We start from the raw sequence: 16,490 nt of genomic DNA on the forward strand, positions 1-16,490 counted from the left end.
GTGGAAAAGTGTAGAAAATTGCGGGAGGGAAAGTATTTTGTATAAAAGAATACTAAGCTTATGGCTAACATTATGTATACTTGTTTCCTTAGTACCACCTCATATCTTTGCTGCTAACGCTAACGCACCCGAAGCAGTATCACGGCAAGCTTCTCCRAATCTTTCTTCTTCGACAATCAATTGGCATGATCTGTCACAAGAAGGATCGGTAGCCGCTGCGAACATCTCTGATGAACAACAGGCACCTCAACAATCGTTTAAAGATATTAAACCAACAGACTGGTTTTACGATGCCGTCACCTATGTACAACAAAGTGGAATATTCAGCGGGACGGATAAGGACAGCTTCTCGCCCGGCGGTACAATGACTCGTGCGATGTATGTAACTGTACTTGGGCGTATGGCAGGAGTTGATGTAAGCCAATATGCAACTCTTGTTTTTACAGACGTGCAGCCGACTGCTTGGTATGCGCCATATGTGCAATGGGCCGTTGACAAAGGCATTACAAGCGGAAGTGGCAACCATATTTTCTCGCCGGACGCGCCGATTACAAGAGAGCAGATGGCCACGTTGACTTTGAGGTTTTTTGAAGTATACAAAATACCCTATCAGACGAACGTCAGCCTAACCTCTAAACCCAAAGACATATCCAATATTTCTCCCTGGGCAGTCGATGCGATCGTCAAGCTGTGGCAGGCAGGATTAATTTCTGGCGATGCCAAAGGCAATTTTAATCCACGCTCCCAAGCATCTCGTGCTGAGGCAGCCACGTTTTGCATGAGAAGCAACGAGGTTGTAAAAGCAGTAGCAACCCCCGGTTCAACAACAAAACCTTCAACACCAACGACAATAGAACAGAACCCTGGTGGCAGTGGCGGTCAAAGCCCAAGCAACACCAAGTATATCATTTCATTTGAAACCAACGGGGGCTCCGCTATTAATAGCCTTACGCTGCGTCAAGGTGAATCACTAAATAATCTTCAGGTGCCATTCAAGGTAGGAGCGATTTTCCAAGGCTGGTATAAAGATAGTGGCCTTACCCAAGTATTGCTCAATAACGATGTCGTGAGCGGCAATATGACGCTGTATGCCAAATATGTGGATAGCGTCGAAGAGGCTGTGCAAAGTATTCCGAGTATTACGATACTGGATCAAACTCCGAGCTTCACTGCCCAAGTGAATGATGCTACTGGCAGCATGACGGCAGATCAAGTTAAAGCTGGATTGAAGTTTGAATCTCCGGCCAATCCTGCATTTGCTGGTATTGAAGTAACCGGCTCCAATGGTCGATTCACTGTTGCTGCCAAAGGCGGGAAATTTGAAGAAGGCAACACCTACCAATTAACGTTGACTGATACTAATCTTTCTTTTGCAGGTCAAGACCAAACGACCACAATCTATATTTTTAGCATTGCTAAACAAGAGGTTGTAAATCTACCGCTAAATTCCGATATGATTTATTTGCCATTCGCAGACCTATCGGGCATGACTAACAACGGCACGTCGGTTGCCTCTGCTTCGATTCCGGTACTATTTGCTAGTGTTGGTAATAGTGGAATTGATCTAGGCTCCGCAAATGTGACAAACGGCACTTTCGTATATACCGGCAGTACGATCATTCAAATTGGCGAAACCGTCACGATCTACGAAGGGATTCGGCCGGATCAGCGTACTGCGGATACAAGCGATGCCGATAATGGCGATGTAGCATATGTGCAGATCACGGCGATAAACGGCAACACGTACACCTACACAAGTGCCGATGTCAAAAATGTGTTAGTTAAACCAAACGTCCTACCAGTTAGCATGGCATCGGATACGGATGGGGATGCGACAAACCACTCCATTACAGTAGAGCATTCAACGATGAACTTCCAAGATAGCAAGTATGCGCCACTCGGTCTTAATGACCTCACAGTTGTCAAAGCGGGCGACTTTATCGCTTTCTACAATGGTGAATTCGGCAGCGGATCTTCTGCGGGCTACGGACTCATTACGTCAATAACTCATGATGCAGAAATGGATGTTATTGCCTACACCGATGCAGCTGAGGAGCAAATTACCGGCGCCCTGGATTTCTATCAAAAACAAAAAATCGATGGAGTTCAATTATTGTCAGATGCTGATAGTGCTGCTTTGGAAGGACAAATTAAGCAGGAAGCGGTAGCAAGCGGATTCGTGCAAGAAGCTGCTAATTATTTGTCAGCTGTGGCGCTGCAGACTGACACCTTCAAGCAGCGTTACGAAGTAACTGCGTTGTCGGCTTCGGAAAACGATGGTGTAAAAGTATCGGTAGAAAATCTGACCGTCGTACCTTCCATAAGCGATAAGCTGAAGCATTTTCCTGGATATACGGGTGCAAGTGTTACACTCCAAGTTCAGTGCGATATTGTCATAGATACGGACGATGGAAATGATGATAGCATCGTTATCCATTTGACTAGTACATTCGTCGAAGAATTGCGCTTTGAACTCGGTATTAACGGGGATACCCAAATCCAGTGGTATTGGTTTATTCCTATCATAAAGGACTACATGATTACAGCCAACCTGGATGCCTACACGTATACAGGAATCACTGTGACTGCTGAGATCGGCACAATGGCAAAGGAAAAGCTGAAGGATTCGTTGGTGGACTGGGCCGAAGCAGAAGACGTGCAAAACATCGCTACGGAAATCCAAGCGCTTCTGGATGGTGTGGGTGATTCAGGTGCAATATCCGGGGACACATTGAGGAGCAAGTATCAAGACATACTTGAGAATGAGACGGAATGGGTTCCACTCTTAAGCAAAGAGCTGGTTAAAAAAAGCGCAAGAGTTTGCATGGGTATAATTGAGATTGAATTTACAGTCAATTTAGTTATTAACATGAATCCGAATCTTACTGTAGGTATTGATTTCAATTATAAGAGTGCTAAACGTTATTCGGTGACTGTACGCGTTCTAAGCGGATCAGGCAGCAGCAACACGGTAAGTTTATCAGGTGATGGCGAGTATAAATTTAAATTTTATGTCCTTGGCACTTTAGGGCTTCGAGCAGGTATTCAAATGGAGCTTAAAGCAGGAATTCTAAGTGTTGATCTGAACAGTATTGGGTTCGAGGTAGAAGCGGGTCCTTACTTGAACTTATGGGGGTATTTCTACTACGAGCTGACAAATTCGGCCGCCGGTAAGAAAGCTAAGTCTCTCGGAGCCTTGTATATGGAGATGGGCATTTATTTGGAGTCGGCATTGGCCGCACAGCTGGGGGATGGCCTGCTCACAACCGAAGTCCCAATCTATGAAAATGAATGGCCGCTTTATACTGCGGGGGCACAACATGATGTCTATGACTTTGTATACCCACAGGATGATAAGCTTGGCGTTCAGCTCACAGGCAAGGTAACATCTGTACAATTGCCAGACAAGCTTTTCACGATGAATGTGATGGATTTGAAAACAGGAGAGACGAGTGAAAGGACGTTTGATCAATCCAATTTCACGATTGAGGTTGATAGTCCTGACTTCATATACGATTCTAGAACCAAGACATTAAAGATGAAAAACTCGAACACATTGGGAGCCACAGGAAACCTGACGATTACATGGAAGAATGCGCCTTTGGCATTCACTTCTGCTCAAATCAAGCGCACATTTTCATTGACTTTCTCAGCAGCCTCGTTTAATTGGGGATTCCAACTGTATTTTAATAACGGTGATATGCCTTTGGCGATCGCCGCGCAATATAACGCAAAAATTACGGTTCCGAAGGATCCTGTACGACTAGGGTATACGTTTGCAGGTTGGTATGACAATCATGAGGGCGGCTCGAAGTATACGATTCCTGACCGAATGCCTGCAGTTTTTAAGACGCTCTATGCGCGCTGGGTGCCTGACGCCGATACGCCGTATACCATTGAGCATTATCTGCGAGACCCTAATGACAACTCTGCTACCCTTGCGGATAAAGAGGTCTTGAGGGGCCCAACCGATTCTGAGATTAAACTCACTTCAACCAAATACGTGAACCAAGGTTATTTGCCGCAAACGGTACTCAAAGGAGTATACATTAACGCGAACGGCTCGACGGTCGTTAAGCTTTATTACCTGCGTGCGACTAGAACGATGACTTTCAAATCTGGCTACGGGGATCAATCGGTTGTGCGTTCGCTAACGTTGCCTATTGGTCAAAACATTTCATGGACGCCTGTAGTTATAAGACCAGGTTATACATTTACCGGATGGTCGCCATCCGTTCCGAGCATAGTACCGAATCAAGACACAACGTACACGGCGACGTGGACGGCAAAGAGCGATACGCCTTACAAAGTCGTGCATTTGCAACAGGATATTAAAACGGGTGTCACCGGACCATCGATCTTAGGAAATACGTATACAGTCGTCGATGAGGAAAACTATAAAGGTACTACGGATGCGGCGACGATCACGGCAACTGCTAAGAGTTATGAAGGCTTTACTTTGGACAGCAGCGCTCCCGGCACACTGCAATCGAGTACAATAGCAGGTGATGGAACTACTGTTCTAAGACTGTACTACAAACGCAACTTATATCCGGTGACCTATGATTTAAACGGAGGGACTGTCTTAGGCAACACCGAACCCTATTTCGTATACAACCTTCCATATGGTGCAAGAATCATGCAACCCTATGTGACGCATGAAACGGCTGCATTCGGCGGATGGTCACCTTCCAAGCCAGCAAAAATGACAATGCCGGCGTACGCTCTACATTTCAAAGCCATCTGGAATACGGGTTCTTATGTGGTGACCCATATTAGGCAAGATCTAAATGGCTCTTACACCATAAGCGAATCTGAGACAATTTACTCTTCAGAAAATGAAGCGGTTACAGCAACTCCAAAGAGTTATGAAGGCTTTACTTATGACAGCAGCGTATCGGGTACCGTTGCATCAGGTACAGTTTCGGCTAATAGCCCGCTTCAGCTAAAGCTGTATTACAAACGGAATACCTACAAGGTGACGTATGATGCAAATGGAGGGACAGGTGGTACAACGATCAATGTTGTGTATGGAACAGATATGTCCGGCGTAATTCAGCCGAGAGTGACACGGGCAGGTTATACATTCAAGGGATGGTTTCCTGCCATTCCAGCCACAATGCCAGCCCAAGATGTCACCTATTCAGCACAATGGGAGCCTGGTGTGGTGAGAGCGAAGACACCGACGGCTGATGTAACGAGCGGAGCAGTACCATACGGAACTTACGTACATCTGAGCGCGGAGGCTGGCGCGACCATTCGTTACACGTCGAACAACGCCGTGCCGACAGCAGATATTACGGACTTGAATAGCTTTACGTATAATGCCGGTTCTCCAATTTATGTAGTTAACGATATGAACATTAAAGCCGTTGCCTTCAGAAACGGCGTAGAAGCCAGCGAAGTGTTGACACTGAGCTATACGATCAAAGCAAGTACGCTGCCTATCTCCGTATCCACTGTGGAGTATATTGGCGAAGCGGCGGGCTCATCCGGCAGTCTTCTGAAGGTGAAGTTCAGCAAGGCAGTCGATCAATCTTCGGCAGCAGAGATTGGAAACTATATGGTGTGGATACAGAGCGGTATGCCTCCCCAAATGGCGACCGTGCATTCAGCGACTTGGGGCGGCGTTGGTCATGAGAATGAGGTTACGCTAAAGGTCGATAGCTTGGCGAATGTAAATACAGGCACATATGTAAGTATCCAAGTGTATGGCGTCAAAACCAGTGACTTGAGTGAAACGATCCAAAGCGGTAATTATAATGCCGGATTCGTGATGCCGGATCTAACCTGATTCTATTTTGATTTCATAAGTGAAGGCGCCCGTTTGGGCGCCTTCGTTTTTACTCTTTAGCTGTTATGGTGATGCTTGCCACACCAAACCCTAAAACTAATATTATTGACATCAATGACCCTGTTGAGTTTGTTTTATCAATGAAGCAAGGCAATCTAGAAAGTGTAAAAAGGGTTTTGCGATATTTTTGTAGACATCCTTTTTTTCAATCTTCCTCGCTCACTGCGAACTAACGCACACAAATTAACATTCACTTTATAAGCGTATTTAAGGGCAATACAAAAAGCTGGCGTTGACTATAATGGTAAAGATTCCTTGATGTACTGGATAAAGATAAATAGCCAAATCTAATTTAAATTAATAAGCAATTCTATTCATTAGAACAAGTATAGAATAAAATTTTTGTTCCTGTTTAATCAATGTCTTGGTATATAATGATAATTGAATAGGAGGGCGTTATCTGAATGGTATATTTAGAAACAGGAATAAGATTATTTGTGTTTATAATAGTTATTTCACTATTCTTTAGTTTGGCACGGTTCCTTGTCCAAAAATATCTAAATGATTTCTTTCAAGGTTTTTCTGAAAAAACAATAAAAATATTTAGTTTACTTAAAGGAAAATTTCAAAAAACAGGCTGACCATATGGTTAACGTTTTTGAGAAATTTTACGCGGAAAACCGACTGAAGGCGTGCATGAAATCGCTGAATCGTCCGATTAATAGTCGTTAACATTGTTACAAACAACATGTTGAAAAATACTACAAAGTATTTCAATAATAAAAACCCGATGTACTGACAGGGAGATTAAGATTAACAAAAAGGAAACCGCCTATCGAACAGGTCACTGGCCGCCCAGCACGCACCTTTGCCCAGTGGGTGTCTGAGCATGTGCAATATTTTAAAAATCAATATATTGAGATATTACAAAGCAGCGACGATAACGGAATGAAAAGATATTTTATTAAAGAGAACTTCACTGCAGGGTACTGCGGGGAAGTTTTTTTGCGTATTCTTGTTTTTTACTGTTGGGCAGTATGGTTCCAATATGTGTTAAAATTGGGTAACAAAAAAATAAAACTATCAATTTTTTCTGAGGTGATTCAGTACAATGAGCTTAAACCCTTATGAGGTAAAAACAAAAGAGGATATGCTTCATTTTGTAGCTTCTTTAATGAGCGATTTGGATACAAATAAAAATGATTGGGAAAATTCGAATTTGGAATCATTTTTAGAAGGGATGAAGGCCTGGCTTGAAGATTCAGGGACTAATCTTGAGCCAGATTGGAGTATTTTCGCAATTATTCTCTCTGCTGGAAAATCCTACGAGTGATGATTATTAATTAGTCCAATTTTGATAGATTAATTTACTTTGAGAGCACCTTAATGGAATGATCACTAAGTTTGTAACTAAGACGTTCATATATTGTAAAATAAGGTAAAGATATTTTTGGAGGAAAACAATATGACTTTTGAACTGGTTATAATTATTGTTTTATTTCTTTTAAATATTCCAATATATAAATTTCTGTTCCGTATTTTCTTTGTGGATGAAAATGATTATAACGAATCTATTAGGCATACTTTTACTCCTAACATAATTTCGTTTTTTAGAGGGGAATATTGGAAGGATAGAATTAACACAGCGAGACTTCAGTTTTTTATACTTATTTGCATAGGAATAGTTGTGTTGGAATACATCGTTTTGAATAAGCTAATCGATGTTTTTCGTTAAAATACGGTATGACACTGTATAACCAAGTTTGGACAACGTTCTCAGATAAATAAGGCTCTCTTGCGCTAACTAGGGAAGTTAGTTGAATAAATCAAAAGATGAGTAGGGACTTCTGTGGCTTGCTCATTTTATTAAGCATATAATGATATGCAAATTGGGGGATTCTCAATGAATATGGATGAAAAATTGTTTCATTATTATCTTGAACTCAAAAGTCCCGAAGCTGGTGAGTGGAACTTATCACCACCTTGTATCCACACTGAATTGGTGACAAGAGATTACGTCAGAAAAGCATTCCCCATTGCAGATGAAATGCAAGTATGCAATGTCGGTATCGGTACAGGGGATTGGGATGACTACCTTGGATATTGGTTAAAGGGAAAGGGGAATTTAACGAGTATTGATATAGACACTGAAATATGTGAAATATTCTCGTATAGGCAACAGAAGGAAAGACATCCGAATCCTTCAGAAGTTTTGTGCAAAAATATTTTTGATTCGGATTTGCCTATAGAAAAATATGATCTTGTGACATTAATAGGATCTGCTATACACGAGACTGGGGATTTTGAAAAATGCCTGGATTCATGTTTTAGATTGTTAAAGCATGGGGGATATCTAATGTTTATGTCGAGCTTAAAATACTCAATAGAATTGGTTTATGAATACATAAGAAATAGTAGCTATCTCCTAGAACAAAAGGATGTATACGAGGTTTTTCCTGAATATTCTTTTTACATTTGCAAAATCAAAAAATGATTTAACTGACGGTACAAGTTAGCATATGAAAATCAGGATGAGGCTGTTGCATGAAATAGCAGCCTCGTTGAGCTATGGCCCAAGATAGTTCCAATATGAATTAGAATGAGAAAGAACGCCGATTGAAGTTGAATTTTAAATTCATTGATGAAAGGCAGTGGCATAATTGGGGACAGACATTCATGTATATATCGAGCAGAAAACAATTAAGATTGATAATCCTTTGATTACTGAATGGATCAGCGTAGATGAATGGATATATAACCCTTACTTTGAGGTAAAAGAAGTTCGAAAAAGATACTGGACAGATAGAAATTATCTACTGTTTGCGGTTTTAGCTAATGTAAGAAATCGATATAATATTCAACCAATATCGCTGCCAAAGGGACTTCCTGATGATGTTAGTCCAGACGTAAAGAATCAAAGTGATGAAGAAAATGGGGATGCTCACACAAGAAGTTGGCTCACTTTAAAAGAACTCCTCCAATATGATTGGCAACAAACAATGGAAGATGACAACGAAGAAATTTTTACTTTTGAAGAGTTGGTTATCCCTTTTGTGAGTGACTTTATCCCACGTCTAAGTAAAATTGATGAACCTGATAATGTACGCATGGTCTTTTGGTTCGACAATTAGTAGCGTTTAAAACTAACGGGACACTAAAGTTGACCAAAGAAGAACAGTTTACTAATGCCGTTGCTCCTTTGTTATCAAGCTATAACGGGTAGGTTAGCGTAAATATAACCATAATATATAGTTTAAAAATCTCAATGTGAATCCGAATACATGTATTATTTGGAGGGAGAAAATTTCATGATTTCACTTCGTAAAATCACATTAGAAAATCGACGCGAAATATTCAAGTTAAAAGTTTCAGATGACCAATCCCCTTTTGTTGCATCCAATCTCTCAAGTATTGCTTCGTGTTATGTTCTAAGTACCAACGAAGGTTCCCCACTTCCCTTTGCCATTTATGCTGATGAGAATATGGTAGGTTTTGTTATGATTGTTTATGGAGTTACTGGTTACGAGGTTCCGAAAATCGCTAATAATAATTATTGTATTTTGCGCTTTATGATTAGTGAACAATACCAGAAACGAGGTTATGGCAGGGAAGCTATGAAAAAAATAATAGAGTATATATACACATTTCCCGTAGGACATGCTGAGTATTGTTGGATACCATATGTAACCGATAACGTTGTTGCTAAAAGGCTCTATGAAAGTATTGGCTTTCGTGATACCGGTGAGATAATAAATGAAAATGAACAAGTAACTATGTTAAGGCTCTAAGTTGAAAAGGAAAATAACCTAGAATGAAGCTGACTAATTATTAATGAGGTGGGTCATGTTCGAGTTGAGTAGGAACGAATTTACTAAAGTATTACCAATGTTTTCAAAAATCCAAAACAAAGCAGTCTTTGCCATTTCTGTAATTGAACATGTGCAAAGAGGAAGGATATTTGTAAACAGTAGATTAGATCCGTCTGCTGCTTTTCTTACAAGTTGCGGTGGATTTTATTGTTTAGTTGGTAATGCCTCAGATTGCAGATTTAATGATGCTGTAGCGAACTTTCTAAATCATAAGGACAACCACATTGGGTTCTATGCACTAGCGATGTTCACAGACGAATGGGAAAGAGCTTTCCAGAAATATCAACTAGAACATGCAAATAAAATAAAACGTACTTATTTCCGATTTAATGATCAAAAGTTTATTGAAAATAGTAAAGACATACATATAAACATCGATGAAGGACTGAAATATGAAGTTCTAAACGAAGATATCTCGAATAGATATCGCGAGGATTTCTATACATACTATAAGCTAGTGTGGGATTCCAACGAGCATTTTAATGAGCGCGGCATCGGACATTTTATTACAAAAGAGAATAAAATCATAAGTGTTTGTTCATCCCCTTACGTTGGCGGAGGTTTTGCTGAGATTGATATTATTACAATCGAGGAACATAAATGTAGAGGGCTCGCGACAAAAGTTGGTATCGAGTTTATCAATGAATGTCGTAGTAAAAGACTACTACCAAACTGGAGTTGTCATACAGATAATCAAGCATCGATATCTCTTGCCAATAAACTTGGATTTGATCTAATCGCAGAGCATCCGATGTAATAACATGTAGCGTGGCGAAGCCCATTGACGTAGGGAGCGCTTTGAAGGCGAGGACATCTCACATATTTAAAGGTTGGCAGCTTGATTAATATAGGGAAAAGAAATTGTAGAATATTTTGAGATTAGTCTCCATAGTATAGAAGGTGAAATTTATATTCTACAAATTGGCTTCGTTAAACTTGTTATTGGACGGTGATGAGATATGAAAAAAAGGTATTTATTAATAATGGTACTTATGACTTTTACTGTACTTTCATTAACGGGCTGTGTACCTGGAGATAGTGTAAATAATGCTCAAAATCCTGCAGGTTTTTTCTGGGGGATATGGCATGGCTGGGTTGCTCCTATTTCCGTTATTATTGGCATTTTCAATCACGATATTAGAGTATATGAAATCTACAACTCTGGCTGGTGGTATGATATAGGTTTTTACATTGCTGTCATCAGTGGCTTTGGAGGGGTATCACTCTCTCGACGAAAAAAAGTGAAACAAGAAGAGTAGTTGTTTGTATAATTAGCTCGTTAAACTAACAGATATGGTGATTGAATAGCATAGAAGAATGAGCAGGCGCTGCGGTGGCCTGCTTTTTTTTATTAAGCTAACGGGCAAAATAGTTATAACCGAAAATTACTAACTACGCATTGAATTTACTAGTTATAATTATAACAATTATTCATTAAGTGGAGGTGTTTCTATGCAAGAAATAGACTACAGCACTTACTTTTGGCAAGACGAAGCTATACGATTGCGGGGAATTTCACTAGAAGATTGGGAAAGCTGTTATGTAAGTGGATATGACACTCCTGCGCGTCGATTGTTAGAATGTACAATAGAATTGCCGCCTACAATTTCTGAAGCAAAAAGATTTGTTGAGGAAAATACGGACTTTTCATCAACGAACAGTAGAATTATGTTTACCATTGAAGACTTGAATGGTGTAAGTGTAGGAGGTATTAATTTAAATAGCATTGACGAGAGGAATGGAACATTTAGCATAGGCATCGTGATTGATAAACTCTACCGAGGTAAAGGATATGGAACCAGGGCAGTTCACATGCTCCTAAGATACGCTTTCTTCGAGCGTAGACTAAATAAATTCAATGATTATGTTCTTGAAGGAAATGAGCCATCGGCTAGTATGCTTAGAAAAGTAGGGTGTGTTCAAGAAGGAATCAGGCGTCAAGTGTTTTACATAAACGGAAAATATCATGATTCCATCTTGTTTGGTTTAACGAAGGATGAGTATGTGAATTTTCTTCATAAGGACCATCATATTATATAGACGCAATTTGGGTGATTGGAGAGGTGATTAATGAAAAATATAAATGTTGATGTTGTTGTAAGATTAATAAATGAACAATTCCCAGAATGGTCTGATTTAGAAATAAGACCTGTAAAATTTAGTGGGAATGATAATAGAACATTTCATTTAGGTGAACATATGAGTGTAAGATTGCCAAGTGCAGCATCCTATGCTCCTCAAGTGGAGAAAGAACAAAAGTGGCTGCCATTGTTATCAAAAAAACTTTCTTTACCTATTTCCATGCCAATAGCTAAGGGAAATCCTAGTGAAGAATATCCTTGGCCATGGTCAATCAACAAATGGTTGGAAGGAGAGGTATTGTCTCAGGAAAATTTAAATGATCTTAACCAATTTGCAATAGACTTGGGTTCTTTTTTAATTGAATTACAATCTATTGATGCTAGTGAAGGTCCTTTAGCCGGGGAGCATAATTTTTATAGAGGCGGATCTATAGCTGTATACGATGAAGAGTCAAGATATGCAATTGAGAATAATAAAGATGTTTTTAATGAACAGGTCTTAAAAGAAATTTGGGAATCAGCCCTTGATTCTAAATGGGAAATGGAGCCGGTTTGGGTCCATGGTGATATAGCACCAGGAAATATACTCATTCAAGACGGAAAACTCTATGCAGTCATTGATTTCGGTATTTTGGGAGTTGGTGATCCTGCTTGTGATGCTGCAATGGCTTGGACATTTTTTGATGATGAGAGTAGAAAGATATTCAAAAGTGTATTAAATATGGATGAAGGAACTTGGAACCGAGCAAGAGGATGGGCGTTATGGAAGGCGTTAATAACCTACAATGGTAATAAAAATACTAACAAAGCTATTGCAGACGAATCATATAAAATTATTAATATAATCGTAGACGACTACGAATCAGAGAAAATTGAAAAATAGCTTTAGCTTCCATTTAACAGAGACTTTGGTTTTCGCAGTGGAGTTTGTTTTATATGAGTTAGAATTAAAATGAGCAGGCGCTGCGGTGGCCTGCTCATTTTATTAAGCTAGGGGTAGTAAAGTTGAGTAACACAAATTTCGATATTGGATGAAACATTCTTAATTGGAAACATTTAAAAATCCCTTACGTCTATATTGTCATACTGATTGGATTAATAAAAAGGAAGGCGCTAAGTCTATAGATTCATTATTTAGAGAGAGGTGTTTAATTGAAAAAGACATTCAAAATTATTCTATCAATTGCAGTGGTTGTTCTTGTTATACCAATTGCGTCCATTCCATTTGTAAACAATAATATTGCATATTCCATTAAAAAAGATTTAATCAGATTAAATTTGCCAGATAAAACTGAAATAATAGATGCTGTATCATCAGCTGGAAAATTAGTTGGAAACGGAAATGGAATGCAATTTTTTGGTGCTATTTTAATCAAATCAGAACTTGCTTTGGAAGAATTAAATAATTTTTATTCGGTGTATCGCAAAAATGATTGGAGTTACATAGTTGAAAAACAGGTTAGTAATCACATTGCTTTTATAGAGCATGATGATTTAACTTTTAAGGCATTGAATAAAGATGAAAAATTAATTAACTATTATATTGTTTATACTTGGGGTAGTAGTAATTATCCATTAAGTGATCTTGATTTACGAGGGCATTAAGACTCGATATGAGCAAATTATTACATTTTACAAATTACCTTTAATACTTTAGCATGCCCCTAAAATGGTTGATGCAAAGGTGATATGAGTGCTAGGACTACCCAAAGGTAAAGTCTTTCTTGCGGCTTGGACGGCAGAGTGGGAGAAGGAGTTTATATGGGAGAAGACACAAATAGAAAATGAACTTGGTGAACTTATTTTGGCAGTCCACCATATAGGCAGTACAGCTGTGAAAAACTTATCCGCGAAACCTATTATTGATATAGGAATTGAATTGAAAGAATTTCAACTTGGGGGTTAATGTGTCAACGGCTTATTAGAAAATAACGCAGCACTAAACGAATATCAAGACTTGAAAGTGAAACTCTCCAAGAAACACCAGACAGATAAACTGTTGTATGCGGATGAAAAAACTGAGTTTATTAATTCAATTTTGGACAGTTTAGGATTCGAACTAAGTGTAACTAAGAAGATTAAATGAACATAGTTAAAAATATATTATAGGAGTGTCGCTAATTGATTGGTCCAGATATAAAAAGTGTTTTCCCAATGAAGGATATCAGAAGCTTATGTTTTCTTAAAAATATAGTGGTTAATCCAAATATTGAAGTTGGAGATTACACCTATTATGACGATAATAATGATCCGTTAGGCTTTGAGAAAAACGTTCTTTATCATTTTGATTTTATTGGTGATAAGCTGAAAATCGGAAAATTTTGCGCTTTAGCATCCAACGCCAAATTTATTATGAATGGTGGGAATCATAATACAAACTCGTTTACAACCTTTCCTTTTGGGGCATTTGGAGGAGAGTGGGAAGCCGGCCTAAAAAATCTAAGTGGTGGTTTCAAAGGGGATACAGTTATAGGGAACGATGTTTGGATAGGCTATAATGCTACAATTATGCCGGGAATTCATATTGGAGATGGTGCGATAATTGCAACAAACGCAGTCGTAACTAAAGATGTTCCATCCTATTCCATTGTTGGAGGTAACCCAGCAAAATTAATCCGTTATAGATTTGACGAGGAGACTATTGATATTCTCAATACTTTGAAGTGGTGGAACTGGGATGTTGAAAAAATAACTGAATATATTCCAATTTTGACAAGCAATAATACGGATGATTTAAAAGAACTACTGAAGTCATTATAAAAAAGGGTATTACGCTAACAAGGTATGATAGTTTGACAAATAAGGAGCAGTTTGCTATAGCGACTGCTTCCTTTTTTCATTAAGTTAGCCGGAAGTTAATGCAATTGTCAGGAAGGAATCGTGAACCGTTTCACGTATTTTAAATGTATATATTTTGAAGAAACAGAGGTCTGTTCATAATGATAACCGCAAAAACGGAAAAAGATATTAAAATTGACCCTGATTACTTACAGTCACTATTACAGCGAGTTGTAGCTTCTCAAAATTTACAGTTATTATCGTGGAATTTCAGCCCTCTTGGAAAAAACAAGGAAGAAAGTTCGGTTTATAGGGTATCTTGTATAGCTCTGGACAACGATAGAAAGCAAAATTATACAATGATACTCAAGATACTAAAATCTGATCCTATGCGTAATCAAGTCAATCACTACTACTACTGGAAACGCGAAGCTCTGGTTTATCGTTCAGGGATTCTGAATCAATTGCCACTTGGTATAAGGGCTCCCTTATGCTATACAGTAGAAGAGCATCCGGATGAAAATGTCTGGATCTGGCTCGAGGATATAGTTATTGAAAATGTCCAAAGCGAATGGTCATTCAAGCACATGTGTAAAATATCCTATTTACTTGGCAAATACAATGGCGCATACATAACAGCGACAACTCTCCCAACTGAATCTTTTTTATGCCACAATTGGATGCGTTCTTGGGTTGAGGTGTGTACTGCTTATGCTAAACCCATTGAGGAGCAAAAAGCTATTTGGGATTCTTGCTTAATTGATTTTAATGGTAAGAGCTCTATGTGGGAGCTTTATCGTATCAATAGAGACCGAGTAAACAGCTTGCTGGAGACATTAGAATTACTGCCTCGTGTATTTGCCCATCAAGACGTACACTGGGATAACATTTTTATAGAGCAATTGAATGGAAATGATTCATTAATAGCGATTGATTGGCAGTTTGCAAGCATTTCAGGTGTGGGAGAAGAGCTTGGTCGAATGATTGGATATGCGTTATTAAAAAAGAAAGTTCCCGTTAACATGGTAGCAGAGTATAAGGAAGAGTTATTTCTAAATTATATGCAAGGACTCAGAGATGAGGGATGGGATGGGAATTTCAAACTTGCCCGTTTCGGTTTTACTGCGAGCACATCGCTTAGGTTTATCATGGTTGTTGATAAGATGCTTAGTAATTTAGAAGTAGACGATAAAATAAACCAAAAAGAAAAATTAAGTCATCTTTTGTTAGTAACTCAGGCACTGCTTGATTTGGCAGAAGAGTCTTGGAACCTAAGTAGTCAAATACTATAGTACTTTTCGGGGAAAGGGTGGGAAATGAGTGACAGCATCACTTGATCGTTATCTCAATGACAAGTTTCTAGGACTAAAATTGGAATCCCCTCTATTTTATAACGCGGATGTAGGTATTCGATTTGAAATTGGTGACCCGGATCCTTTGGTTTCTGATGAAAAATACAGAGAACAAGTTCTCTATCGTACTACTCAACTATTTAAAAAAACGCACAGTGAAAGTGATGAAATATTTATTGTTTTATTTCTTAGCTTTAGAAGGAAGAGTAAGCCTTACAAGATAAAATTGTTTAAAAAAGGCGTTAAAAGCAAGGAAACTTTAAAAAAACTTAATTGTAACAGCATTACGATATCTGATGAAGAGGAAGATGAATGGGTAAGGTTCCGTTATGTACTGAGTTGCAAAACATCAGATATTAAACCTGCAATGTTTCTCTTCGCGTATCATAGAATATTTTTCGTGAATACAACTCGTAATACGATTTTTTATTTATATGACAGCAGAGGTTTAGATATTGTTTCTAACACAACGGCACCTCTCCAGGAACTTTACAAAAATTGGATCGTCTACACTAAGTTAGACAGAAAAATTARGGGCTAGTAGAATGAAGGGAACAGAGAAGGAGCGAATCTACTATGCCAAAACCAAGACGTACATTTACTGCCGAGTTTAAGA

13 protein-coding genes and 1 pseudogene are annotated in these 16,490 nt (G+C 38.9%); all 14 read left to right on the forward strand.

Annotation, left to right across the window (positions count from 1 at the left end; translation table 11 throughout):
• Positions 1 to 37 precede the first annotated feature (37 nt).
• The 14 genes and pseudogenes from AB4Z17_RS24095 (at position 38) to AB4Z17_RS24160 (ending at position 16,415) form a co-directional block, all read left to right on the forward strand.
• On the forward strand, positions 38 to 5,794 hold the full coding sequence (locus AB4Z17_RS24095) for an InlB B-repeat-containing protein (protein ID WP_441962530.1): 5,757 nt from the start codon (positions 38 to 40) through the stop codon (positions 5,792 to 5,794).
• Positions 5,795 to 6,905: 1,111 nt separating this feature from the next.
• Positions 6,906 to 7,127: a DUF7660 family protein gene (locus AB4Z17_RS24100; RefSeq protein WP_441962532.1), complete on the forward strand. Its 222-nt coding sequence runs from the start codon at positions 6,906 to 6,908 to the stop codon at positions 7,125 to 7,127.
• A gap of 570 nt (positions 7,128 to 7,697) precedes the next feature.
• Entirely contained in the window at positions 7,698 to 8,288 is a 591-nt protein-coding gene (locus tag AB4Z17_RS24105; protein WP_441962534.1) for a class I SAM-dependent methyltransferase, read from the forward strand.
• 166 nt (positions 8,289 to 8,454) lie between these two features.
• Positions 8,455 to 8,925 carry a hypothetical protein gene (locus AB4Z17_RS24110; protein WP_441962536.1) on the forward strand — a complete coding sequence of 157 codons (471 nt, stop codon included), beginning with the start codon at positions 8,455 to 8,457 and terminating at the stop codon, positions 8,923 to 8,925.
• A gap of 177 nt (positions 8,926 to 9,102) precedes the next feature.
• Complete coding sequence (locus AB4Z17_RS24115; protein WP_441962538.1) at positions 9,103 to 9,582, forward strand: GNAT family N-acetyltransferase; 480 nt, start codon at positions 9,103 to 9,105, stop codon at positions 9,580 to 9,582.
• Positions 9,583 to 9,646: 64 nt separating this feature from the next.
• The gene (locus AB4Z17_RS24120) at positions 9,647 to 10,420 is read left to right on the forward strand and encodes a GNAT family N-acetyltransferase (protein ID WP_441962540.1); all 774 of its coding nucleotides are present in this window, start codon (positions 9,647 to 9,649) and stop codon (positions 10,418 to 10,420) included.
• Positions 10,421 to 10,622: 202 nt separating this feature from the next.
• Positions 10,623 to 10,922 (forward strand): hypothetical protein, encoded by a 300-nt coding sequence (locus AB4Z17_RS24125; RefSeq protein WP_441962542.1) that lies wholly within the window; start codon positions 10,623 to 10,625, stop codon positions 10,920 to 10,922.
• 193 nt (positions 10,923 to 11,115) lie between these two features.
• Positions 11,116 to 11,703, forward strand: a complete 588-nt coding sequence (locus AB4Z17_RS24130) for a GNAT family N-acetyltransferase (protein WP_441962544.1) — start codon at positions 11,116 to 11,118, stop codon at positions 11,701 to 11,703.
• Positions 11,704 to 11,733: 30 nt separating this feature from the next.
• A complete protein-coding gene (locus tag AB4Z17_RS24135) occupies positions 11,734 to 12,627 on the forward strand; it encodes an aminoglycoside phosphotransferase family protein (RefSeq protein WP_441962546.1) in 894 nt (297 codons plus the stop codon).
• Between the two features lie 269 nt (positions 12,628 to 12,896).
• Positions 12,897 to 13,349: a hypothetical protein gene (locus AB4Z17_RS24140; RefSeq protein ID WP_441962548.1), complete on the forward strand. Its 453-nt coding sequence runs from the start codon at positions 12,897 to 12,899 to the stop codon at positions 13,347 to 13,349.
• An 88-nt stretch (positions 13,350 to 13,437) separates the two neighbouring features.
• Positions 13,438 to 13,830 (forward strand): annotated as a pseudogene (locus AB4Z17_RS24145) (GrpB family protein).
• 68 nt (positions 13,831 to 13,898) lie between these two features.
• A complete protein-coding gene (locus AB4Z17_RS24150) occupies positions 13,899 to 14,504 on the forward strand; it encodes a CatB-related O-acetyltransferase (protein ID WP_441962554.1) in 606 nt (201 codons plus the stop codon).
• Between the two features lie 179 nt (positions 14,505 to 14,683).
• Positions 14,684 to 15,814, forward strand: a complete 1,131-nt coding sequence (locus AB4Z17_RS24155; RefSeq protein WP_441962550.1) for a hypothetical protein — start codon at positions 14,684 to 14,686, stop codon at positions 15,812 to 15,814.
• Positions 15,815 to 15,842: 28 nt separating this feature from the next.
• Entirely contained in the window at positions 15,843 to 16,415 is a 573-nt protein-coding gene (locus AB4Z17_RS24160) for a DUF3885 domain-containing protein (protein WP_441962552.1), read from the forward strand.
• The last annotated feature ends 75 nt before the right edge of the window (positions 16,416 to 16,490 follow it).

The sequence above is a fragment of the Paenibacillus sp. TAF43_2 genome, assembly GCF_052113545.1.
Taxonomy (GTDB): domain Bacteria; phylum Bacillota; class Bacilli; order Paenibacillales; family Paenibacillaceae; genus Pristimantibacillus.